14 protein-coding genes and 2 pseudogenes are annotated in these 23,476 nt (G+C 71.5%); 6 read left to right on the plus strand and 10 right to left on the minus strand.

From position 1 onward, the window contains the following. Positions 1-192: 192 nt before the first annotated feature. Both ACIOC1_RS26240 and ACIOC1_RS26245 read right to left on the minus strand, forming a co-directional pair. Positions 193-4,104 carry a GH92 family glycosyl hydrolase gene (locus ACIOC1_RS26240; RefSeq protein ID WP_401856535.1) on the minus strand — a complete coding sequence of 1,304 codons (3,912 nt, stop codon included), beginning with the start codon at positions 4,102-4,104 and terminating at the stop codon, positions 193-195. A 1,085-nt stretch (positions 4,105-5,189) separates the two neighbouring features. Further along, positions 5,190-7,520 (minus strand): annotated as a pseudogene (locus tag ACIOC1_RS26245) (GH92 family glycosyl hydrolase); the annotation flags it as partial. A gap of 485 nt (positions 7,521-8,005) precedes the next feature. Between ACIOC1_RS26245 and ACIOC1_RS26250 the strand changes: the two are divergent. Next, entirely contained in the window at positions 8,006-8,554 is a 549-nt protein-coding gene (locus tag ACIOC1_RS26250) for a DUF1062 domain-containing protein (protein ID WP_355341657.1), read from the plus strand. A 95-nt stretch (positions 8,555-8,649) separates the two neighbouring features. On the opposite strand, the gene ACIOC1_RS26255 is transcribed toward ACIOC1_RS26250, so the two are convergent. Then, complete coding sequence (locus tag ACIOC1_RS26255; protein WP_401856572.1) at positions 8,650-9,564, minus strand: EamA family transporter; 915 nt, start codon at positions 9,562-9,564, stop codon at positions 8,650-8,652. 97 nt (positions 9,565-9,661) lie between these two features. Here ACIOC1_RS26255 and ACIOC1_RS26260 point away from each other — a divergent pair, with 97 nt between their 5' ends. From ACIOC1_RS26260 to ACIOC1_RS26270, 3 genes are all read left to right on the plus strand, one after another. Next, positions 9,662-9,850, plus strand: a complete 189-nt coding sequence (locus tag ACIOC1_RS26260; protein WP_355341781.1) for a ribbon-helix-helix protein, CopG family — start codon at positions 9,662-9,664, stop codon at positions 9,848-9,850. Position 9,851: 1 nt separating this feature from the next. Further along, entirely contained in the window at positions 9,852-10,199 is a 348-nt protein-coding gene (locus ACIOC1_RS26265; protein WP_401856536.1) for a VOC family protein, read from the plus strand. Positions 10,200-10,261: 62 nt separating this feature from the next. Beyond that, on the plus strand, positions 10,262-11,164 hold the full coding sequence (locus ACIOC1_RS26270; RefSeq protein WP_401856537.1) for a class I SAM-dependent methyltransferase: 903 nt from the start codon (positions 10,262-10,264) through the stop codon (positions 11,162-11,164). Between the two features lie 9 nt (positions 11,165-11,173). On the opposite strand, the pseudogene ACIOC1_RS26275 reads toward ACIOC1_RS26270, so the two are convergent. Beyond that, positions 11,174-11,317, minus strand: a pseudogene (locus ACIOC1_RS26275) (transcriptional regulator); the annotation flags it as partial. 277 nt (positions 11,318-11,594) lie between these two features. Between ACIOC1_RS26275 and ACIOC1_RS26280 the strand changes: the two are divergent. After that, positions 11,595-13,802, plus strand: a complete 2,208-nt coding sequence (locus ACIOC1_RS26280) for a hypothetical protein (protein ID WP_401856538.1) — start codon at positions 11,595-11,597, stop codon at positions 13,800-13,802. An 80-nt stretch (positions 13,803-13,882) separates the two neighbouring features. Then, on the plus strand, positions 13,883-16,138 hold the full coding sequence (locus tag ACIOC1_RS26285) for an alpha-L-rhamnosidase C-terminal domain-containing protein (RefSeq protein ID WP_401856539.1): 2,256 nt from the start codon (positions 13,883-13,885) through the stop codon (positions 16,136-16,138). 108 nt (positions 16,139-16,246) lie between these two features. Here the strand turns inward: ACIOC1_RS26285 and acs are convergent, their stop codons facing one another. From acs to ACIOC1_RS26315, 6 genes are all read right to left on the minus strand, one after another. Then, positions 16,247-18,238, minus strand: a complete 1,992-nt coding sequence (acs, locus tag ACIOC1_RS26290) for an acetate--CoA ligase (protein ID WP_401856540.1) — start codon at positions 18,236-18,238, stop codon at positions 16,247-16,249. Further along, entirely contained in the window at positions 18,235-18,882 is a 648-nt protein-coding gene (locus ACIOC1_RS26295) for an acetate uptake transporter (RefSeq protein WP_188284288.1), read from the minus strand. Before ACIOC1_RS26295 ends, acs begins: the two co-directional genes overlap by 4 nt. 183 nt (positions 18,883-19,065) lie before the next feature. Next, a complete protein-coding gene (locus tag ACIOC1_RS26300) occupies positions 19,066-20,913 on the minus strand; it encodes a cation acetate symporter (protein WP_355341638.1) in 1,848 nt (615 codons plus the stop codon). Next, positions 20,910-21,467, minus strand: coding sequence for a hypothetical protein (locus ACIOC1_RS26305; protein WP_401856541.1), 558 nt, complete (start codon positions 21,465-21,467; stop codon positions 20,910-20,912). The genes ACIOC1_RS26300 and ACIOC1_RS26305 overlap by 4 nt, the downstream gene beginning before the upstream one ends. Continuing rightward, a complete protein-coding gene (locus ACIOC1_RS26310; protein ID WP_401856542.1) occupies positions 21,464-22,219 on the minus strand; it encodes a LytR/AlgR family response regulator transcription factor in 756 nt (251 codons plus the stop codon). The genes ACIOC1_RS26305 and ACIOC1_RS26310 overlap by 4 nt, the downstream gene beginning before the upstream one ends. Continuing rightward, complete coding sequence (locus ACIOC1_RS26315; protein ID WP_223187657.1) at positions 22,216-23,406, minus strand: sensor histidine kinase; 1,191 nt, start codon at positions 23,404-23,406, stop codon at positions 22,216-22,218. Before ACIOC1_RS26315 ends, ACIOC1_RS26310 begins: the two co-directional genes overlap by 4 nt. Positions 23,407-23,476: the final 70 nt, after the last annotated feature.

Raw genomic sequence — 23,476 nt, forward strand, 5'->3', positions numbered from 1 at the left:
GCGGCGCCTTCAACGAACCTCCCGCGCCGCGGGGTTCCGGGTCACTGCGGCCCGCGCCCGTACGGGGGTGGGGGCAGCCCCACCGGGACATCCCTGATGCGGGCGCCGAAGAACCGGGGCCGGGGACGCGGCCGGGGGCCGCGACATGGTGTCGCGGCCCCCGGTCTCACACGGGTCGTACGGACCTGCCGGTCAGTGCCCGTGGCCTCCCTGCCCCTGCTGTGCCAGCAGTTCCACCTCGGTCAGCGTCGTGGACGCGGCACCGTTGTTGGCGGTCACCACCAGGCGGTACGTGGAGTACGCGCCGGGGTGGGCTATCTGGAACGGCCGGGTCTGGAGGCGGCTGTCGAAGCTCTCGCCGCTCCTGGAGTCCAGCGTGCTCCAGTGCTTGCCGTCGATGGTGCCCTGGAGCTGCCAGCTCTTCGGGTCCTGTGCCGCGGTGCTGCCGGAGGTCAGGGTGTAGAAACCGGCCTGCTTCTTCGCCGCGCTCCCGGTGAAGGCGTACTGCACCGTCGGGTCGGCGGCGGGGAAGGTCACCCCGGTCTTCGAGGTGTTGTCGAAGAGCGCGGCGACATCAGTGCCGTCAGCGGACGTCGCGGTGCCGAGGTCGGGCCCTGTCAGGTCCGCCAGCGGCTGCGGCGCCTTGCCCGCCGGGGTCAGCGACGCGGGCAGCGCGTTCTTGCCCGTGCCCCACTTGGACGGCTTGGAGCCCATGGTGAAGTCCAGGCGCGCACCGGACGAGAGCTGGCTCTGCGTCAGGTACACCTTGTTCCACGCCTTGCCGTTGACCTTCAGCGACTGCACGTAGATGTTGCTGCTGCTGTTGTTCGGCGCGTTGACGACGATGCTCTTGCCGTTGTCCAGGTGGACCGTCGCCTTGGTGAACAGCGGGGAGCCGATCACGTAGTTGTCGCTGCCGACCTGGAGCGGGTAGAAGCCCAGCGCGCTGAAGATCTGCCAGGTGGCGGTGGCGCCGTTGTCCTCGTCACCGGGGAAGCCCTGGCCGATCGAGCTGCCCGTGAACAGCCGCCGGGTGGCCTCGCGCACGACGGCCTGGGTCTTGGCCGGGTCGCCCGCGTAGTCGTACATGTAGGGGATGGCGAACGACGGCTGGTTGCTCAGGCCGAGTTCACCCATCCGGACGTCGCGGGCCTCCAGCATCTCGTGGATGGTGCCGCCGTAGCCGCCCGCGTCACCGTCGGCGGTCTCCTGGGTGTTGAAGAAAGCGTCGAGCTTCTTCTCCAGGCCCTTCTGGCCGCCGTAGAGCGCGGCGAGGCCGTTCGGGTCCTGCGGCACCGTGAAGGCGTAGTTCCAGGCGTTGGTCTCGGTGTACTCGTTGCCCCACTGCTGCGGGTCGTACTGGGCGTCCGGGACGCGCCACGAGCCGTCGGCCTTGCGGCCCTCGAAGAAGCCGACACCGGTGTTGAACAGGTTGGTGTAGTTCTGCGCGCGGCCCAGGAAGTACGCGGACTCCTCCTGGTAGCGCTGCCGGTCGGCCTTGGAGGTGTGCGGGTCCTTGGCGAGCTTGGCGGCCATGGTGGCGATGCCGTAGTCGTTGATGTAGCCGTCCAGCGACCACGAGACGCTGCCGTCGACCAAGGTGTTGGTGTATCCGGTGAACACCGAGGTGTCCAGGCCCTTGCGGCCGACACCGCCCGCGGTCGGGAACACGGTGGCGTTCTTGACCGCGGCCTCGTAGGCGGCCTTGGCGTCGAAGTTCTCCACGCCCTTGGCGAAGGCGTCCGCGAAGGCGACGTCGGAGCTGGTGCCGGTCATCAGGTCGGCGTAGCCCGGCGAGGACCAGCGCGAGATCCAGCCGCCGTCCTTGTACTGCTGCACGAAGCCGTCGGCGAGTTCACCCGCGGTCTTCGACTCCAGCAGCGAGTAGGCGGGCCACTCGGTGCGGTAGGTGTCCCAGAAGCCGTTGTTGACGTAGACCTTGCCGTCCACGATCTTCGCGCCGGTCTCGGTGGGCGTGTTGCTGCCGGTGGCCTTGGAGAACGGGCTGGCGTACTTGTACACCGGCTTCTTGACCGTACCGGTGTTCTCGGAACCGGAGTTGGGGTACAGGTTCATCCGGTACAGGTTCGAGTAGAGCGTGGTGAGCTGGTCGTCGCTGGCGCCCTGGACCTCGACCTTGCCCAGCTTGGCGTTCCACAGCCGCTCGGCGCTCTTCTTGACGCTGTCGAAGGACGTGCCCTGCGGGATCTCCAGGTCCAGGTTCTTCTTCGCCTGGTCGGCGCTGATGAACGAGGTGGCCAGGCGCATCGTCACGGTCTTGCTCTTGGACGTGTCGAACTGCGCGTAGCCGGTGACGTTGTCGCGGCCCTGTCCGGTGACCTTGGTGGCCGTGCCGGGGGTCCGGTCGAACTCGGCGTGCACGAACATCCGCGTCGCGGCCTCGCCGCCGCCGATGTTGACGTCCGAGAAGCCGTCCAGGGTGCCCTTGGCGGCGTCGAAGGTCAGGCCGCCGTTGTTGTTCACGTTGTCGAAGAGCAGGTCGCCGTTGTCACCGGGGAAGGTGAAGCGGTAGACGGCGGAGTGGTCGGTCGGTGCTATCTCGGCCTTCACGCCGTTCTTGAACGTGACGCCGTAGTAGTGCGGCTGCGCGACCTCGTCCTTGTGGTCGAAGGCCAGCGCCCGCTTGCTCCGGTTCAGGTCCGGGGTGCCGGACACCGCGGACGGCATCACCTGGAAGGTGTCGCGGTCGCCCATCCACGGGCTGGGCTCGTGGCTGATGCCGAGCGCCTGGAGCGTCGGCAGGTTGTCGGCGTTGTTCTGGGCCGCGTAGCTGTACTCCCAGCTCGTCGAACCCGCGTCGGTGACCGGCGTGAAGAAGTTGAAGCCGTTCGGGACCGCGGTCAGCGGCAGGTTGTTGCCGCGCGAGAAGGAGCCGGAGGCGTTGGTGCCGCGCCGGGTGTCGACGTGCTCGGCGTAGCTCTTGGCGGTGGGCGCCGGGGCGGCGCCGATCGTCAGGTCGTCGATCCAGCCCTTGAACTGGGTGGACGCGCCCGCCTCGGAGCTGCCGGCCGGGTCGTCGTAGCCGAGCAGGACCCGGTCGATCGTCTTGCCCGCGGCGACCTTGCCGATCGCGGAGACCACGGCGTTCCACTGCGAGGCGTAGAGGATCTTGCCCGCGCCCTGGCCCTGCGGGCTGAGCGGGGTGCCGTACTCGTCGAGCGCCGGGGTCCGCAGCTTGCTCAGGTACGTGCCGTCGGTGAAGTGCAGGTCTATGGAGGCGTACGTGCTCGGGTACTTCAGGTCGCCGCCGGTCAGCTCGGGGAATATGTCGTACGAGAGCTGGGTGTTGCGGCTGACCGGGATGCGCACGTCGTAGAGCTTGTTATAGGCGTGCACGGCGCCGGACTTCGTGTGGGTGCCCGAGTACTGGAGCGCCTTCAGGCCGCTGAAACCGACGCTCGGCTTCACGTTGGGCCCGGAGGCGGGGCCCTTGCCGATCTCGGTGGTCATGCCCGCGACGGGCGTCGGCGCCGGGGAGCCGTCGGACAGGATGAGGTCCGCGAGCTGCACGATGTCGCCGCTGTTGTTGGCCGAGACGTTCAGCCGGTAGTAGCGGTGCGGCGCGGGGTCGGCGACGTCGTAGATGTTGGACTTGTACCGGCCGCTGAACTTCACGCCGCTACGGGTGTCCACCGTCGTCCAGGTGCTGCCGTCGTCGGAGCCCTGGAGGGTGAAGTCCTTCGGGTCGCGCTCGGGCGAGTCGTTCGCGGACGTCAGCGCGTACTTCTTGACCGTCACGTCCTCGGACAGCTTGTACTGGAGCCAGCCGGTGTTCGCGAAGGTGAGCCACTTGGTGTTGGCGTCCTCGTCGGCCGCGTTCTTCGCGACCTCGTTCGGCGGATTGTCCGAACTGGCCGTGACCTCGGCGATCTTGTCCTTGACGCTGCCGGCCAGCACCGGGAGGGTGCCCGCGGTCACGCCGGAGACCAGGGGGTTGCCCTTGGCGTCGGTCTCGGCGGTGCTGCTCCACGTGGGCTGCGTGTCGCCGGACTCGAAGGAGGTGGTGAAGGCGGGGGCGCCGCCCGACTTGGCCGCGTCCGCGTCCGCGTGCGCCACGGCGGACGCGGGCACGGTCAGGGTCATCGATACCGCGCCTGCCAGCAATGTTCTGGTGAGGGTGCGGCGAAGTGGGCCACGTCTCATGGGTGTTGCCTTTCTGCTTGCGGCTCCGGGTCGTGCTCCGGGACGTTCTGTTACGGGTGCGGGTGCCGCTGTGGGTGCGGGTTCGGATACGGGTTCGGGGGCGTCGCTCGTCACGCGTCACGTCCGCTGATCGCGTACAGCGCCAGCCGGGCGTCGTCGGGCAGGGTGAGGGAGACGGCGGTCTTCGCGCTGTCCAGCGGGACCGCGATGTGCCAGATGTCGACCCCGACACCGTCGGGCGCGCCCTGCTTGTCGTAGCGGGAGTCGGCGTGGATCGCGGCGTCCTCGCCGAGCCGGGGAGCGCTGGCCGCCCAGTCGGTCGCGGTCAGGGTGACGGGCGCGGACGTGCCGTCCGAGTAGTGCACGGTGGCGGCGCCGGTGACGTCGCCGTGGTGCGCGGTGAGCAGCACGTCGAGCGCGGAGTAGGAGCGCCGCACGAGAGCGACGCTCTGGCCGTGCGCGGTGGCGAAGTTGGCCGCGGCGCCGGTGGTGTCGGGGAAGGTGTAGGCCCGCCCGCCGAGCACGCCGGGGCCCGGCGCCGGGAGCTGTTCCGCGGGGAAGCTGGTCCCGGTGCCGTCGAAGTCGGCGCCGGTCGCGCCCGCCGTGCCGACGCCGTCCACGTCGTACTGCGCGGACAGGTCCTGCGGGCAGTACCCGCTGCCGCCCTGGCAGGTCGAGGTGGCGACCGAGACCGGGACGGTCCTGGTCACCGAGGGGCCGCCGGACTGCGTGACCTTGACGGTGACCTGGTAGGCGCCGTCGGGGGTGCCCGCCGGGGCGGAGATCCGTACCGGCACCACCTTGGTGGTGGGCAGCGTCCCCGAGTCCACGCGGAAGCCGCTCGTGCGCGGGCTCGCGGTGAGCCCGTGCGGCGCGCTGACCGTGACGGTGCCCGAGACCTTGCCGGGCGCGGTGAGGACGGCGGAGACGTCCACGTCCGTCCCGGGGCCGCCCGCGAGCACGCCGGGCGCGGCCGGGGAGAGCGACGCGGCGGTGTGCCGTACGGGCGCCGCCACGTGGGCGGGCGCGGGCGGCCCGTCGTTCTTGCCGGTGCCCCAGCTCGACGGCTTGGCGCCGACGGTGAGCGAGAGGTCCTTGCCCGCCTTGATGTCCCGGGTGCTGATGTACGTGGTCCGCAGGCTCTTGCCGCCGAGCCGCGCGGACTGGATGTACCGGTTGGTGTCGGTGCTGCCCGGCGCGGTGATCGTCATCTTGCCGCTCGGGTAGTAGTGCCGGTCGAGGGTCAGGTCGACCCGGTCGAAGACCGGCGTGGACAGGCCCCACAGGTCGGTGCCCGGCGTCATCGGGTAGATGCCGATCGCCGAGAGCACCTGCCACGACGACATGGTGCCGAGGTCGTCGTTGCCGGTGACGCCGTTCGGCGCGTCCGTGAAGAGGGTCAGCCCGGCGTGCACCACGTCGGTGGTCTTCCACGGCTGCCCGGTGGACAGATACGTGTACGGGGAGCTGAGGTCGGGCTCGTTCTGCGGGTTGTACTTGTCCTGGTTGTAGTACGAGTACGGGCCGTTGACCCAGACATCGCGCGCGGTGCCCGCCGGGTCCTTCACCAACTGGTCGTAGGCGAAGAAGGAGTCGAGCCGCGCGTTGGCGGTCGCGTTGCCGCCGATCAGATCCACTATCCCCGGCACGTCCTGCGGGACGAGCCACATGTACTGCCAGGACGTGCCCTCGTGGAAGCCGACGCTGGAGGCGGGGTCCGCCGGGCCGACGAAGGCGCCGTCGGTGTTCCTGGCCCGGAAGAAGCCGGTGCTCGGGTCGAGGATGTTCCGGTAGTTCTGACCTCGCGTCAGATAGCGCCGGGCGTCCGCGGTGTGGCCGAGCGACCGCGCCATCCCGCCCAGGGCGGCGTCGGCGAGCGCGTATTCGAGCGTCGCGGACGGGCCGTGCTGGAAGTCGTTGTCACCGGGCTTGCCGGGCCGCGCCGGGTCGTACGGCACATAGCCGTTCGCCAGGTACTCGACGTCGGCCTGACGGCCCGCGGACGGCGAAGAGGCGGGCGGCACGGTGTCCGCGTGCTTCTTCAGCGCCCGGTACGCCTCCTCCTCATGGCCCTTGAGCAGGCCCTGCCGGTAGGCGTCCACCAGGAACGGGGTCACCGGGTCGCCGGTCATGATGTTCGTCTCGGCGGTGGCGTACGCCCAGCGCGGGAGCTGTCCGCCCTCGTCCGCGACGCGCAGCAGCGACAGCGCCATGTCGCGGGACTCGCTCGGCGCGAGCAGCGACAGCAGTTGCTGCTGGGTGCGGTAGGTGTCCCACAGCGACCAGTTCTGGTAGTACGTGATGCCGCCCGCCGGGTGCACCTTGTCGTCCCAGCCGGTGTAGCGGCCGTCGACGTCGCTGCCGACGTTCGGCGCGAGGAAGGAGCGGTAGAGCGAGGAGTAGAAGGTCCGCTGCTGCTCCTGGCTGCCGCCCCGCACTCGGATCTGGCCGAGCCGGTCCTGCCAGGACTGCCGCGCGGCGGCGGCCGTCGTGTCGAAGGTGCCGCGCCCCTCGGCCGCGAGGTTCTTCGCGGCGCCGTCCTGGCTCACCCACGACAGCGAGGTGACCGCGGTGACCTGCTGGTCCTTCGTGGTGTCGAAGCGCGCGTAGGCGCCGCCGAGCCCGGTGGAGGTCGAGGTACGGCTGCCCGCCGTCACGGTCTTGCCGCTCCACGTCCCGTACGACTGGAAGGGCCGGTCGAAGCGGGTCTCGGTGTAGACCGTGTACGGCTGGGTGTCCTGGCAGAAGCCGCGGCCGGTGATGGCGGTCAGCACCGTCCGGTCGTCGAGCACGGTCACCGTGCTGCTGGTCACCTTGTGCAGCGCCTGGCCGCTGTTGAGCAGCACATTGGCCTGGTCGGTCGCCGGGAAGGTGTAGCGCTGCCATCCGGTGCGGGTGGTGGCGCTCAGTTCGGCGGTGATGCCGGTGTCGAGCTCGACCTTGTAGTAGCCGGGGGAAGCGGTCTCGTCGGCGTGGCTGAACTTCGCGGCGTAGACGGCGTCGTCGGTGGCGGTGATCGCACCGGTCGTCGGCAGTACGGGCAGGTCGCCGCCGAGCCCGCAGCCCACGCCTGACAGGTGCACGGAGCTGAAGCCGCGGATGTGGTCCTGGTTGTAGTCGTAACCCGTGTTGTGGCCGGTGTCGGGCGAGAGCTGCACCATTCCGAACGGCACGGCGGCGCCGGGGTAGGTGTTCCCGTCGTCCTGCGAGCCGATGAAAGGGTTGACCAGGTGCGTGAGATCGCCGCCGGCGGCGGAACCGCCGTCGGCCGACGCGGTCTGCGCGGGCAGCGTCGCCGCTCCGGCGGCGAGCAGCGCGGTGAGCGCGGCCAGCGCCGCGGAGCGCAGACGCGGCATCCGTGGAGTCATTTTGTCCTCTACTCGTTTGACAACGTTGTCAGAGCACACCTGGGATACAGGTGGTGGGAGGCACGGGGACATGCCAATGAGACGTCAGGAATCTTTGCCCGAAGAGCCCCTGGCGTCAATGGCGCAGCGCAGGATGATCAAAGGACGGGGTGCATACCCCCACAATGGCGGGTATTTGTCTGTCAAATCCCTTGAATCGGCACCGACTCGGCAGAGGACGCGGTCGCCTTGCGGGCATTTTGTACCGAGTTGGGCGAATTCGCGGTGTGGCTGGATGCCTCGGGAGCCGGGCCGCGAAAACCCGTGGAACCGTGCCGCCACGCACGGTTATCGTGCTGCCGCACCTGTCGCCGTGGCAAAGGAACCCCGTTGTACACCTGTTGAGACACCCCTGGCGCTGATCTGTCGCACGTCGCCCCCGGGCGCCGTGCCCCTTTTCGCTGCGGTTTTTCTCACCGAACAGGTGTTCATTCGTGTCACAAACCTGGGTGGTCGCTCCCACCTGCCCGCCTCTTGTCGTGCGCCGTTGCCACTCGTGCCCGTCCGATCGCTTCCGGGCGAGCGGCAGATTCCGGGTCAACGCGCACCACAAGTCCCTCGACGTCTGGCTCCTCGTCCTGTGCGCAGGATGCGGGGAGACCGCGAAGCTCACGGTCTTCGAGCGGGTCAACGTGCGTTCCCTGCGCCCCGACCTGCTGGACAGGCTCCACACCAACGACCCCGGACTGACGGCCGAACTGCTCCGGCACCCGGCCGTCCGGCACCGCAACGGCGTCGCCCTCGACTGGACCGACGCCTGGCGCCTCGACATCACCGGCCCCGGTCACGCGGACGACGAGGCCCTGGAGGTGTCCGTGCGCTTCGCGGCGCAGATCCCGCTCCGGCCCGTCCGGCTGATCGCCGACGGGCTCGGCGTCTCACGCGCCGAGGTCAAGCGGCTGATCGACGAGGGGAAGATCGTCTCGGCGCACCGCCTGAGCGGAAAGGCGGGTGGCGACTTCACCTTCCTGCTCAAGCTCTGAGCCCTGCCGGGGGCCTGTTCGGCGCGGTCCGCCGGGCAGGCCCTACGGGGCGCCAGGGGCCGCCGGACAAGCCTTACCAGTCCGCCGGGCAGGCCCTACGGGGCGTCCGTGACGTCGAGGCGGGCACCGCGCGCGGCGCCCGCCGAGGCCGCCACCACGCACAGCACCGCGATCCACTGCGTCCAGCGCAGCGCCTCCTGGAGCACGATCAGGCCGATGAGGGCGGCCATCGCCGGTTCGAGGCTCATGAGGATGCCGAAGACCCGCGGCGGGATTCTGCGCAGCGCCTCCAGTTCCAGCGAGAACGGGACCACCGACGACAGCAGCGCGACGCCGAATCCGGCGGCCAGCACCCACGGGTGGACCAGCGCCGTACTGCCGCCGGCCACACCGAACGGGACGGCCACCAGGGCCGCGACGACCATGCCCAGCGCGAGACCGTTGCCGTGGTCGGTGTGCCGGCCCAGCGCCGCGCCGACCGGGATGTACGCGGCCCAGCACGCGGCGGCGGCGAGCGCGAACAGGAAACCGACGAGGTCGATGTCGCCGCGTCCCCCGACCAGCAGGAGCACACCGGCCGCCGCGAGCAGCGCCCAGAAAGCGTCCAGCCACCGCCGCGACCCGGCCAGGGCCACCGTCAGCGGTCCGAGGAATTCGGTGGTCACCGCGATCCCGAGCGGGAGCCGGGTCAGCGCCTGGTAGAAGCAGAGGTTCATCACGCCGATCGTGACGCCGTAGCCGATCACCACGGTCCACGCCCGGCGGTCCATCCGCAGCGACGGCCGCCACAGCGCCGTCAGCACGACCGCGGCGAAGAACAGCCGCAGCGCGACCGTACCGAGGCTGCCCACCGCGCTGAACAGGTGCGTGGCCACCGCCGAGCCCAGTTGGACGCTGAGGGTGCCGAGCAGCACCAGCGCCGTCGGCGGGATCGCGCCGAAGCCGCGTCGGGCCCGCGCGGCCGGCGAGAAGCGGAGGTACGGGGCGCGTTCGGTCCTGCCGATGTTCATGGTGGCCACGCGCGGAGTATCGACGATCGGGCGCCGCGCGTCGCGTGGTTTTTCCCGGAAGCTTGACCTAGGGAACTAGATTGCTAGCATGGGCGATGTGGGCGACGACGACGTCAAGCAGTTCAACGTGTATCTGCCGATAGGGCTGATCAAGCAGGTCAAGCACCACGCCATCGAGTCGGAGAAGTCGCTGTCGGCGCTGGTCGCCGAGGCGCTGCGCGCGTATCTCGACGAGGCGGCGGAGCCCCGCGACCAGCGGCGGCGAGCGAGTGACAAGGAGAGTTGAGATGACGACGCGGGGCATCGAGGCCGTGTTCCTGGAAACGCACAATTGGGGCAAGGCGGCCAAGTTCTTCCAAGGGCTCGGCTACGAGCTGGAGTTCTCGACCGATCACAATTCGGGGCAGTTGCGCAACGACGAAGGACCGTATCTCTTCATCGCCGAGATCCCGGAGAGCCAGGAGCCGCGGGCGCCGCGGATGGTGCTGACCGTGGCCGACGCGGACGCCTTCGAGGCCGCGCCGGGCGTCGAGGTCGTCACGCCGTTCGAGGAGACCCACTTCGGGACGCGGGAGATGACCGTACGGGACCCGGACGGCCGGCTGTGGAGCCTCCAGGCCCCGGCGAAGAGCTGACCGTCCGCACGGCGGGCCGTGCACCACACCAGGCGACAGGCAGCACCGACAGGGAGCGCGTCATGAGCGAGCGGCACGAGCGATCGACGGCGGGCCGAGCCGTCCCGGAGGCCGACGGCGCGGCGGCCGAGCCCGACAGCACCGCCGTACGGGTCGCGCTGTGGCGGGCGGTCCATGTGCTGCACGACCCGCCGCCGCATGTGCTGGCGGACGAGATCGGATTGCGGCTGGCCGACCCCGAGGCGGGCTGGCGGGAGCGCGGGGACATGCATCCCGAAGGCACCAGCCGTTTCCGGGCGGGTGTCGTGGCCCGCGCGCGCTTCGTGGAGGACCTGGTCGTCGAGCGGCTGGACGAGGGCGTCGGGCAGTACGTGCTGCTGGGCGCGGGGCTCGACACCTTCGCGCAGCGCAGGCCGGATCTCGCCGACCGGCTGCGGATCTTCGAGGTCGACCGGCCGGAGCCGCAGGAGTGGAAGCGGCGGCGGCTGACCGAACTCGGCTACGGCGTCGGCGACGGGCTGCGCCTGGTGCCGGTCGACTTCGAGACGGCCGGTTCCTGGTGGGATCACCTGAGGACGGCCGGATTCGACGCCGGACGGCCCGCGGTGGTGGCCTCCGCCGGGGTCAGCATGTACCTCACGAAGGAGGCCAACGCCGCCACCCTGCGTACCCTCACCTCGCTCGCGCCCGGCTCCACCGTCGCCATGACGTTCATGCCGCCGCTGGACCTGATGGAACCCGACGAGCGCGCCGTCCGCCAGGCCGCGGAGAACGGCGCCCGCGGCTCCGGCACCCCGTTCATCAGCTTCTACGCCCCCGCCGAGATCCTGGCCCTGGCCCGCGCCGCCGGATTCACCGACGCCCACCACGTCTCGGCCGCCGCCCTCAACGAGCGCTACTTCGCAGGCCGCCCGGACGGCCTGCGCACCTCCAGCGGCGAGGAGCTGCTGGTAGCGACGGTCTGACCGGCTCCCTCAGATCCCCCGCGAGTCCCGCCGGGCCGCGCCGATGACGCGAAGGGCGTCGGCGCCGTACACGGCGGATTCCCGCAGGGTGCGCCAGGTGCGCGGGTACGTCTCTACGCTCACCGCGTCGTCGATCCGCAGCTCCGCGTGCCAGGGTCCGGCTGGACGAGCCACGGCACTCGGTCCGCCTGATCCGCTGAGAGGGCGCGCTTCTCCCCCGGGCGGGACGCCTCCCCCGCCCCCACCGCCTCCCTGGTCACAGCCCCCATGGCCGCTCCGCGGCCCGGATCCGCCGCGATCGGCCGGGGCAACAACTCCCCGCACGGGTATGGACGGGCCGCGAAACACCGACGTAGTGTGCTCGGCGGCCCAGGAAGATCAGTGAGGGTTTCCGCGTCCGCGATCTTGAAACGATTCATCCGGGAGAGACATGCCGCACAGTGAAGTGCAGGGACCGACACGGCGCGTACTCGTCACGACGGGGCTGGCCGCCGCGTTCGTCGCGGCGACGGAGGCGGGCGGGGGCCGGGCCGTCGCCGCGGAACCGGCCGCGGGAGCCGGGCCGCAGGGCGCGTCGGCGGTGCCCGCGGGCGCCTCGGTCCCCGCCTCGCGGCCCGGCGGCAAGGCACCCTCGGGCAAGTGGGACGCCTTCAACCTCTCCCCCGCCGACCGTACGGTGCGCCCGGTCGCCGTCTACACGCTCACCGGTGTCGTGCGGCGGCCCGAGGCGCTGGTGACCAAGGGGCGCGGCGCCAAGGCCGTCACCCGGATCACCGGCAAGGGCTCCTCCGTGACCTTCGACTTCGGCAAGGAGGTCGGCGGATTCGTCACTCTCAGCTTCGGGCCGGGCGGTGAAACGAATCAGACGGTCGGGCTGACGTACTCCGAGCTGTCCAACTTCGTCAGCACGTCGTCCAGCGACGGGTCCAACGGCGGCAGCAACAACGAGCCCGCCGTGCGCTACGCGGTGACGCCCGGCGGGCGGATCAGCACCGACAAGGACACCCCGGTCGCGGGCGCGGGTCCCGCCGCGACCGCGCACCCGGCGTCCCAACTGCGCGGCGGTTTCCGCTACTTGACGGTGGTCAACGAGACCTCGGGCTCCGTGGACCTGACCGATGTCTCGGTACGGATCACCTTCGCGCCGAACGGCGCCGACCTGTCGGCGTACCCCAACTACTTCTACTGCGACGACGACATGCTCAACCGGGTCTGGTACGCGGGCGCCTACACCGTGCAGACCAACATCATCGCCGCCGACCAGGGCCGGGTCTGGGGCCCGCCGGACCTCGGCTGGGACAACAGCGCGAAGGTCGGCGAGGCGGGCGGCACGGTGCTGGTCGACGGCGCCAAGCGCGACCGCACGGTGTGGCCGGGCGACCTCGGCATCTCCGTCCTGACCGACTATGTGTCGCTGGGCGACCTGGTGACCGTGCGCGACTCGCTCCAGACGCTCTACAACCACCAGGACGCCGACGGCGCGCTCCCGTACGCGGGGCCGGCCGTGAACTTCATCGGCAACTCCGACGCCTACCACCTGTGGACGCTCATCGGCACGGCGAGTTACGTCCAGCTCAGCGGCGACACCGCGTGGGCGCGTACGGCGTACGACGCGTACAAGAAGGCCGTGACGTACATCGTCGCGAAGATCGACGGTGACGGGCTGCTGAACGTCACCAGCGCGGCGGACTGGGCGCGTTCGGACGCCGACGGCAAGAACCTCGAAGCCAACGCCATCATGTACCGGGCGCTGGTGACCGCGAGCGCGCTCGCCACGACGCTCGGCGACCCGGCCTCGGCGGGCGCGTGGAAGGCGAAGGCCGCCGCGCTCAAGTCGGCGGTGGAGAGCGGCGGTTACTGGGACGAGGCCGTGGGCCTGTACCGCGACAAGCCGACCGGCGGCGGCGCCTCGCTGTATCCGCAGGACGGCAACGCGCTGGCCGTGTGGTTCGGCCTGGTGGACTCCGCGGACCGCGCGCGGACCATCAGCGCCTCGCTGGCGTGGCGTTGGACGGCGGTCGGCGCGCTGTCGCCGGAAAAGAGCGGTTCCTCCGTGCACCCGTTCCCCGGCGGCATGGAGGTGCACGCGCACTTCGCCGCGGGGCAGGACGCGACCGCGCTCGACCTGATCCGCCGCGAGTGGGGCTTCATGCTCGACAGCCCCACGGGGACGGCCAGTACGTTCTGGGAGGGCTACCGCACCGACGGCACGTCGGACTACTCCGGTTCGTACATGAGCGCCGCGCACGGCTGGTCGACGGGCCCGACCTCGGCGCTGACCTACCGCTTCCTGGGCATCTCCCCCACCGGCGACGCGGGCCCGGGGCACCGCGTGGAGCCGCACCCCGGCCAACAGCGTTTCGCACAGGGCCAGTTGACCACCGCGAAGGGTGTAATCGGCGCGTCGTGGCAGCAGCGCGGCGGCGGTGAGTTCGACCTGACGGTGAACGCGCCGGGCGGCGCCGTGGACGAGATCGCGGTCCCGGTGACCGACGCGCGCACCTGCGTCGTACGCCTCGACGGCCGCACGGTCTGGCAGGGGTCGGCGCGGCGCACCGGGGTGACCTTCTCCGGCGGCTATGTGCGGATCGCGGGCGTGGCGGCGGGCACCCGCAAGGTGACCGTGCGCCGCCGCTGACCGGCCGCCCGCCCGCGCCCCACAGGGATCGCGCGGGAACGCACCCGCTTCCGTAGAGGGACACAGAGAGGGAACGACGTATGCCCATTCATGTCCGCAGGAGCCGCGCGGCTGCCGCGGCCGTCGCGGCCGGGACCGTCATGCTGGGCCTGCTGCCCGGCTCGGCCTTCGGCGCCGACGCGCCGACGACGACCGCGGCGGCGAAGGCGCACGACCGCTGGACGCAGGACGGCTACACCCCGCGCCCCGGCGACTGGCGCCCGTACGTCCTGGCGCCGGCCGGCCACACGGTCACCCCGGTCCGCGTGCTGTCGGCGACCGCGAGAGGCGGCGCGATCCAGGGCGACCCGAAGGCGGTGCTGGGCAACGGTCGCAAGGCCGTACGGCTGGTCAGCACCGGCGACCGCACCCAATCCCCGCTGCTGGCACTGGACTTCGGCAAGGACGTCGGCGGCCGGATCAGCGTCAAGGTGGCGGGCGCGTCCAAGACACCGCCTCGACTGCACGTGTGCTTCAGCGAGTCGGTGCAGTACGCGGCCACCGCTCCGGGCGACAACAACGGCGAGGCGGCTCAGGCGCCGGACTGCGACACCGCGAACATCTGGAACGGCTATCCCGGCCAGCCGTACACCTACGACGCCGACAGCCACACCATCACCCTGGACACGGCGAAGCTGCCCGCGACCTTGACGGACACTCAGCTGCGCGGCGGTTTCCGCTACGCGACGCTGTTCCTCGACGGGCCCGGCTGGGTGGACCTCGGCGCGGTGTCCGTGGAGTTCGACGCGGCGCCGCGGCAGAAGTCGCCCGCCGCGTACCAGGGCTGGTTCCTGTCCAGCGACGACGAGTTGAACAAGATCTGGTACGCGGGCGCGTACACCGTGCAGCTCGACACCTGGATGTCGGACACGGCCAAGAGCTGGCCGTACGCGACGGGCGAGGGCGATCACGCGGACAGCCAGGTGCCGAACGCCGATCCCGCCAAGGAGGTCATCTTCGACGGCGCCAAGCGGGACCGCATCGTGTGGCAGGGCGACCTGGCGGTGCAGGTCCCGGTCACGTATCTGAGCACCAACGACACGGACGCGGTGGACAATTCGCTGTCCTCGCTGGCCGCGCAGCAGTTGCCGGACGGGTACATGCCCGGCGAGAGCCTGGTCGGGCCGCACAATCAGGACGAGATCCGCACGTACGGCGAGTACGTGACGTGGTTCGTCTACAACCAGTACCAGCACTGGCTCTACACCGGTGACCGCGGCTATCTCGACAGGTGGTGGCCCGCGCTGACGAAGGCCACCGCGTGGCTGGAGTCGGTGCGCGCCCAGGACCCGCAGGGGCTGATCGCCTTCGGCGCGGTCAACTCCTGCGGCCACTACGGCTACAGCGACTGCGGGCACGAGACGTATGTGAACGCGCTGTATGTGCGCAATCTCCAGGAGATGGCGGAGCTGGCCACCGCCCGGCACGACAAGGCCGCGTCCGGGGTGTACGCGGACCGCGCGACCGTGGTGAAGAAGGCGGTCAACGACCAGCTCTGGGACCCGGCCGTCGGTGCGTACCGGCTCTCGCGGGAGATCCCCGGCGCCTATCCGCAAGACGCCAACGCGGCGGCGGCGCTCACCGGGGTCGCCGACCAGCGGCAGGCGAGCAGCGCGATGGACTATCTGCGGCGGACGAGTTGGGGTCCCTACGGCGCGCTGACGATGGCGCCGAGCACGCCCAACGCGTCGATCGGGCCGATCTACGAGCCGCTGCCCAGCGGTTTCGAGGCGAGCGCGCGGCTGGGTCTGGCCGACGCGAGCGGCGCGCAGCAGACCGGCGGCCTGGATCTGATCCGTACCTTCTGGGGCTACCAGCTCTCGAAGGACCCGGGCGGCACCTTCTGGGAGAAGGCCGACCTGGCGGGACAGCCCGCCCTTTCGCAGTTCACCAGCCTCGCGCACGGCTGGGCTTCGGGGCCGACGGTCAGCCTCACCAACCAGGTGCTGGGCATCCGGCCGACCGGCGCGGGCTTCGCCTCGTACGCGGTCGTGCCCACGCCCGGCGACCTCACGTGGGCGCAGGGCAAGGTGCCCACCCCGCACGGCGCGATCAGCGCGTCCTGGCGCGCGAACGGCGGCGGCTTCACGCTGGCCACCGACGCGCCGCGCGGCACCACCGGCAGGCTCGCCGTGCCGACCGGCGGCGCGAGGGTGCGGGTCACCCTGGACGGGCGGACCGTCTGGGACGGCACGCGGGCGGTCGGCGGCGCGCGCGTGAGCGGTGACGGCGTGAACGTGTACGTGGACGCGGTCGGCGCCGGGCACCACACGCTGGTCTCGCACAAGGTGCGCTAGCAGCAAGGGAGTTGAGTGACGACGGCCCGCGGGCGGTGGGGAGACCGCCTCGCGGGCCGTCGTCGCGTACCGGCCGGGACCGGATCCGGGGCGGTACGCCGCTCCCCGCTACTCCTCGTCCGCCGGGGCGCCGGAGGACGAGCCGCCGGGCAGCCGTTCACGGATGGTGTCCATCACCGTGGAGTCGGTCAGCGTCGTCACGTCGCCGAGGTCGCGGTGTTCGGCGATGTCGCGCAGCAGTCGGCGCATGATCTTGCCCGAGCGGGTCTTGGGCAGTTCGGCGACGACGAGGATCTGCCGGGGCCGGGCGATCGGCCCGATCTCCTTGCTGACGTGCGCCCGCAATCGCCTGGCCACGTCGTCGCCGCCCGCCTCCCGCGCGGCCTTCTCGCCGTCGGCGCGCAGGATCACGAAGGCGACGATGCCCTGCCCGGTCGTGGCGTCGGTGGCGCCGACGACGGCCGCCTCGGCGACCAGCGGATGGGACACCAGCGCGGACTCCACCTCGGTGGTGGAGATCCGGTGCCCCGACACGTTCATCACGTCGTCGACCCGGCCGAGCAGCCAGATGTCGCCGTCCTCGTCCTTCTTCGCGCCGTCGCCCGCGAAGTACCAGCCGGGGAAGCGCGACCAGTACGTGTCGATGTACCGCTGCTCGTCGCCCCAGATGGTGCGCAGCATGCCGGGCCACGGCTCGGTCAGCACGAGGTAGCCGCCGGAGCCGTTCGGCACCGGACGGCCCGTGTCGTCCACGACCTCCGCCGAGATGCCGGGCAGCGGCCGCAGCGCCGAGCCGGGTTTGCAGACGCTGACGCCCGGCAGCGGGCTGATCATCTGCGCGCCGGTCTCGGTCTGCCACCAGGTGTCGACCACCGGGCAGCGGTCGCCGCCGATGGCGCGCCGGTACCACATCCACGCCTCGGGGTTGATCGGTTCGCCGACCGAGCCGAGCAGCCGCAGCGACGTCAGGTCGTACTGGCCCGGGATCGTGTCGCCCCACTTCATGAAGGTGCGGATCGCGGTGGGCGCGCAGTACAGGATCGTCACCTTGTACTTCTCGACGATCTCCCACCACCGGCCCTGGTGCGGGGAGTCGGGCGTGCCCTCGTAGAGCACCGAGGTCACGCCGTTGGCGAGGGGGCCGTAGACGATGTAGGAGTGGCCGGTGACCCAGCCGATGTCGGCGGCCGTCCAGTACACGTCCCGCTCCGGCTTGACGTCGAAGACCGCCCAGTGCGTCCAGGCGGCCTGGGTGAGGTAGCCGCCGGTGGTGTGCAGGATGCCCTTGGGGCGGGCCGTCGTGCCCGAGGTGTACATGATGTAGAGCGGGTGCTCGCTGTCGAACGCCTCGGCCTCGTGCTCGGCCGACTGCGCGTCCACCAGGTCGTGCCACCACACGTCCCGGCCCGAGGTCCACGCCACGTCCTGGCCCGTACGGCGCACGACCAGGACGCTGCGGACGTCGGGGCAGCCTTCCACGGCCTCGTCCACGGCGGGCTTCAGGGCCGAGGCGGCGCCCTTGCGGTAGCCGCCGTCCGCGGTGATCACCACCCGCGCGTCGCAGTCGAGGATCCGGCCGCGCAGCGCGTCGGCGGAGAAGCCGCCGAAGACGACGGTGTGCGGTGCGCCGATACGGGCGCAGGCCAGCATCGCCACGACCGTCTCGGGGATCATCGGCATGTAGAGCGCGACCCGGTCGCCGGCCCGCACGCCCAGCGAGAGCAGGGCGTTGGCGGCGCGGCAGACCTGTTCCTGGAGGTCGGCGTAGGTGAGCGTGCGGGTGTCGCCGGGCTCGCCCTCCCAGTGGAAGGCGACCCGGTCGCCGAGCCCGGCGCGCACGTGCCGGTCGACGCAGTTGTCGACGACGTTGAGCTTCCCGCCGACGAACCAGCGGGCGAAGGGCGCCCGGCTCCAGTCGCGTACCCGGGTCCAGGGCTCGGCCCAGTCCAGCCGGGCCGCGGCGGCGGCCCAGAACGCCTCGACGTCGGCCGCGGCCTCCTCGTACGCGGCCGCGGTGACATTGGCCCGCGCGGCCAGTTCGGGCGGCGGGGGGAAGCGCCGGTCTTCTCTGAGCAGGTTGGAGAGGGTCTCCTCGGTCATGAGTGGGGCTCCTCCACCGGTCCGCCGCGGCGGCCGACGGGGAGTCCTGACAGCGGGAGCACGGGGACGACGGCGCGCTTCCAGGTGCTGTTGGTGACGACGGCGAAGGAGGCGTACCAGGCGAACACGGCGGTGACCAGCCCGATCCAGCCGCCGACCTTGGTGATGGTGACGGACTTGTCGAATTCCGCGACGGTCAGCACGATGAAGGTCGCCGACAGGGCCACGAAGACCGCGAACAGCGCGGCGTTGGTCCGCAGGGCCGCGACCGTCATGTAGACGGTGAAGATCGCCCAGATCAGCAGATAGAGACCGGTGGCCTGGTTGGCCGTGTCCGGGGGCAGGTCGCCGACGACGAACTTCACATAGGCCGCGTAGGAGAGCCAGAAGGCGCCGTAGGAACCGAAGGCGGTGGCACCGAAGGTGTTGCCCTTCTTGAACTCCCACATTCCGGCGAGCAGTTGCATGAGTCCGCCGTAGAACAGCGCGAGCGGCAGGACCACCGTGAGCAGATTCTGGTCGATGAGGTGGGCGTTGAAGGAACTCAGGACGAAGGTGGTGGCGGCGAACGCGGCGAGGCCGAGCGGTCCGGGGTCGGCGATGCCGTCCACGGGCGGCCGTTCGGTCGTGACGGGGGTGCTCATCTGCGGTTCCCTCCTCGGTGAGGAATGGCGGCGCGAAGCGCGGTACGTACGCCGCCGCGGGCCGTGCTGGGCCCGCTCCCACGCTAGGAACGCCGACGTCGGGGGGCCACAGCCCCACAGCGGGCGTCGCCCAGCGGTCGGGTCCGGGCGACGGACGGTCCGTCAGATACGGTGAGCGGTCGGTCAGATACGGCGAACGGTCGGTGACCGCTCACCGGCGGGTCCCGGCGCGCCGGGCGTCTCCCGCGGCGCGGGGACGCCGAGTCGACCGGGCTGACCGGGTTCCGGCTGCGCGCCGACCTCTTCGGGCAGGTGCATGCGCAGCATCACCCGGTCGACGTCCGCGCGCGAGATCCGGCCGCGGGTCAGCAGCGACCCGACGACCATGACGGCGAAGGCCACGGGGACGGTCCAGGCCGCGGGTTCTTCGAGCAGCGCGGCGCTCCAGCCGCCGCCGGGTCCGCGCACGCTGGTCAGCACGACCGCGACGGCGGCGAGTCCGCCCCCGGCCACCAGGCCGAACAGCGCGCCCAGGTCGGTCAGTCCGCGCCACCAGATGCCCAGCACCAGCAACGGGCAGAAGGACGAGGCGGCGACGGCGAAGGCCAGGCCGATCGCGTCGGCCACCGGCAGGCCGGGGGTCGCGACCGTCATCGCCAACGGCGGTACGGCCGCCGCGAGCGAGGCCCAGCGGAAGCCGTGGGTCGAGCCGCGCAGCAGATCCTGCGAGACCACGCCCGCCACCGACACCGTGAGTCCCGACGCGGTCGACACGAAGGCGGCGAAGGCTCCCGCGGTCGCCAGCGCCGCCAGCAGCCGCCCCGCCTCACCGGCCTGGGTGATCTGCGGCAGCACCAGTACCGCGGTGTCGGTCTGCCCGGTGAGCAGCAGTTGCGGCGCGAAGATCCGGCCGAGCGCCCCGTAGACCGGCGGCAGCAGGTAGAAGCCGCTCAGCAGGATCAGGACGAGCAGCGTCGTCCGGCGGGCGGCCCGGCCGTCGGGGTTGGTGTAGAAGCGGACGAGGACGTGCGGCAGGCCCATCGTGCCGAGGAAGGTGGCCAGCAGGATCGAGTAGACGGCGTACAGCGGGTGCGATCTGCCGCCCGCGCCGGACAGCGGGCTCGCCCACCTGGCGCCGGTCGCCGGTGCGAGGCCGACCTTGTGCGGTACGGGGACGCCTTCGGGGAAGGTCAGGCCGGTGCCGCCTTCCGCCGTGTGCTCGCCGCGCACCAGCCGTACGGGCACGCCGTGTCGCTCCGCGCGCGAGGCCCCCTTGGCGCCGTAGGCCGTGCCGTCGAGGGTGCCGCTGACCGTCACCGTCACGGGTGTCGCCACGTCGAAGCGGACCTGGCTGTCGAGCCGTACGACCGTGGTGTGCGGGAAGCGCGGCACGTCGGGCGCGGTCAGCGAGGGGGTGCCCGCCGACCGCCAGGCCAGGACGAGGAAGACGGCGGGCACCGCGATGGCGGTGAGCTTCAGCCAGAAGTGGAAGCCCTGCACGAGGGTGACGCTGCGCATGCCGCCCGCCGCCGAGACGCCGACGACGGCCACCGCCACGACCACCGCGCCGACCCAGCGCGGCGCGCCCGTCACCGTCTGGAGGGTCAGGCCCGCGCCCTGCAACTGCGGTACGAGGTAGAGCCAGGCGATGACGGCGACGAAGACGCTCGCCACCCGGCGCACGGCGGTGGACCCGAGGCGTTCCTCGGCGAAGTCCGGCAGCGTGTACGCGCCCGAGCGGCGCAGGGGCGCCGCGACCAGCAGCAACAGCACCAGATATCCGGCCGTGTAACCCACCGGGTAGGCCAGCATGTCGACGCCGTAGGCCATCAACAGGCCCGCGACGCCCAGGAAGGAGGCGGCCGACAGATACTCGCCGCCGATCGCCGAGGCGTTCCACAGCGGTGAGATCTCGCGGGAGGCGACGTAGAAGTCCGAGGTGGCGCGGGACAGCCGCAGGCCGTAGAAGCCGACCACGACGGTCGCCACGAGGACGACGACGAGGGCGGTGAAGCCGAGCGCCGGATTCATCCGGCCTCCGGGCCGGGGGCGCTGGGCGCGGGTCCCGGCACCGGGTCAGGGGCGGTGGGCGCGGCCTGCGCCGCCGGGTCAGGGGCGCTGGGCGTCGGGGCCGCGGGTGCCGGGTCAGGGGCGGTGTCCGTCGGGGCCGCGGGTGCCGGGCCCGAACCCGGCGGCGCGTCCGGGGCGTTGAGCAGATCCGTGAAGTCCCGCTCGACGCGCTCCGCGTGCCGTACGTGGAACCAGGCCGCGCCCACCAGCAGCGGGTAGGCGACGACGCCGAGCAGCAGCCAGGCGAGCCGGACCCCGAGGACGTCCACGGTGCGCAGCCCCGGCGCGAGCGCGAAGGCGGCGGGCAGACCGCCGATGACGACCGCGAGGACGGCCAGCACGCCGAGCGAGAGCCGCAGTTGGTCCCTGACCAGGGAGCGGACATAGACCTGGCCGAGGCGCGGCTGCGCGTGCAGGTCCTCGGCGACGGCTCGCGCGGACCAGCCGCCGGTACGGTCGCGGCGCGGCGCGGTCACCGCGACCCGGCGCGGCGGTGGCGGTTGCGTACCGCTCATGACGGCCCCTCGCCGGGCGCGGGCGACCACTGCATCAGCAGGTCCCGCAGTTCCCTGGAGTGGCGTCGGCTGACCGGGAGTTCACCGCCCGCCACGCGTACCGTCCAGTGCCCGGCGTCCGAGCGCAGCTCCTCGACGTGGCGGAGCGAGACCAGGTAGCCGCGGTGGATGCGGACGAAGCCGTGCGGCGCCCAGCGCTCCTCCAGGACGGCGAGCGCTATCCGGACCAGTGGCGCGTGGCCGCCCGCGTGCAGGCGTACGTAGTCCCCCTGCGCCTCGACGTACGCGACGTCCTCGCGGCGGATGAAGCGGGTGACTCCGCCGAGGTCGACCGGGATGCGCTCGTCGGAGCGGCCGGCGGGCGCGGCTCCCGGTGTGTTGCCCTCGATGACGGCGGCGACGCGGCGGACCGCCTCGGCCAGCCGTTCCCTGCCGACCGGTTTGAGCAGGTAGTCGCAGGCCTTGAGGGCGAAGGCGTCGACGGCGAAGTCCTCGTAGGCGGTGACGAAGACGACCGCGGGCGGCCGGGCGAAGCGGCCGAGGACGCGGACCAGGTCGAGGCCGTCGAGGCCCGGCATCCGGATGTCGAGGAAGACGGCCTCGACCGACTCGTCCTCCAGCAGCCGCAGGGCCTCGTCGCTGCTGCCCGCGCTGAGCACCCGGCCGACCCGCCGGTCGCCGCGCAGCAGATACGTCAGGTCCTCCAGGGCGGGCGGTTCGTCGTCGACGGCCAGGACCTGCAACGGTTTCACGATGCGCGTACTCCGTTCCGGTACTTGGGCACCCGGACGTTGACCTTCGTCCCGGCGCCGGGGGCGGTCTCCACCACCAGGCCGTACTCGTCACCGAAGACCGTACGCAGCCGCTCGTCGACATTGCCCAGGCCGAGCGAGTCGCCGTCGTCCTCCCCGGCGAGCCGCATCCTGACCTCCTCGGGGTCCATGCCCACGCCGTCGTCCTCGACACTGATGCGGCACTCCGCGCCCGCGTCCTCGGCCCTGATGGTGATGCGCCCCGGCGTCGACTTGGGTCCGAGTCCGTGGCGTACGGCGTTCTCAACGATCGGCTGGAGGCAGAGGAACGGTACGGCCACCGGCAGCACTTCGGGCGCGATGAGCAGATCGACGCGGAGCCGGGAGCCGAACCGGGCCCGTTCCAGGCGCAGATAGCGGTCGACGGACCGCAACTCCTCGGCGAGGGTGGAGAACTGGCCGTGCCTGCGCAGGCTGTAGCGCGTCAGCTCGGCGAATTCGAGGAGCAGTTCACGGGCCTGGTCGGGGTCGGTGCGGACGAAGGAGGCTATGGCGGTCAGCGAGTTGTAGACGAAGTGCGGGGAGATCTGCGCCCGCAGCGCGCGCAGTTCGGCTTCGATCATCCGGGTGCGCGAGCGGTCCAGCTCGGCGAGTTCCAACTGCGAGATGACCCAGTGCGCGACCTCGCCCGCGGCTCTGACCAGGCCCGCCGACACCTGGCGCGCGTACACCGACAGCGCGCCGACGACCAGGCCGTCCACCACCAGCGGTACGACGACGGCGCTGCGGATCGGGCACCGGTCGTCGCCGCAGTGGATCTCCTCGGCCGGGACCACCCACGGCCGCCCGGCGTCCATCGCCTCCCGCGCGTGTTCCACGGCCTGCGCCGCGTGTCGGCGGCCCGGACCTTCCCAGGCCAGCAGTTCGCCGTCGCCGATGACGGCCAGCGCGGGTGTGCCGAGCAGCGCCCGCAGATGGCGGGCGGCGCTGCGGGCCGACTCGGGGTCGAGGCCGTTGCGCAGCGGGGGCGCGGCCAGTGACGCCGAGTGCAGGGTGGCGAAGGCGGCCCGGTCGGCGGGCGTACCGAATCCCCTGCGCCCGCGAACCAGCCAGAACAGGGCCGCCGCGGCGCCCGCGACCACCAGAGCGACCGACACCACGGTGATCACTGACCCCATGCCCCGCATTATCGCCAGGTGTGACGGCGTGAGACAGGTTCCGTTCGCAAGATTCCGTCGTGCGGGGGCCGTACCGCCG

It is taken from the genome of Streptomyces sp. NPDC088197 (assembly GCF_044741185.1).
In the GTDB taxonomy this organism is placed as follows: domain Bacteria; phylum Actinomycetota; class Actinomycetes; order Streptomycetales; family Streptomycetaceae; genus Actinacidiphila.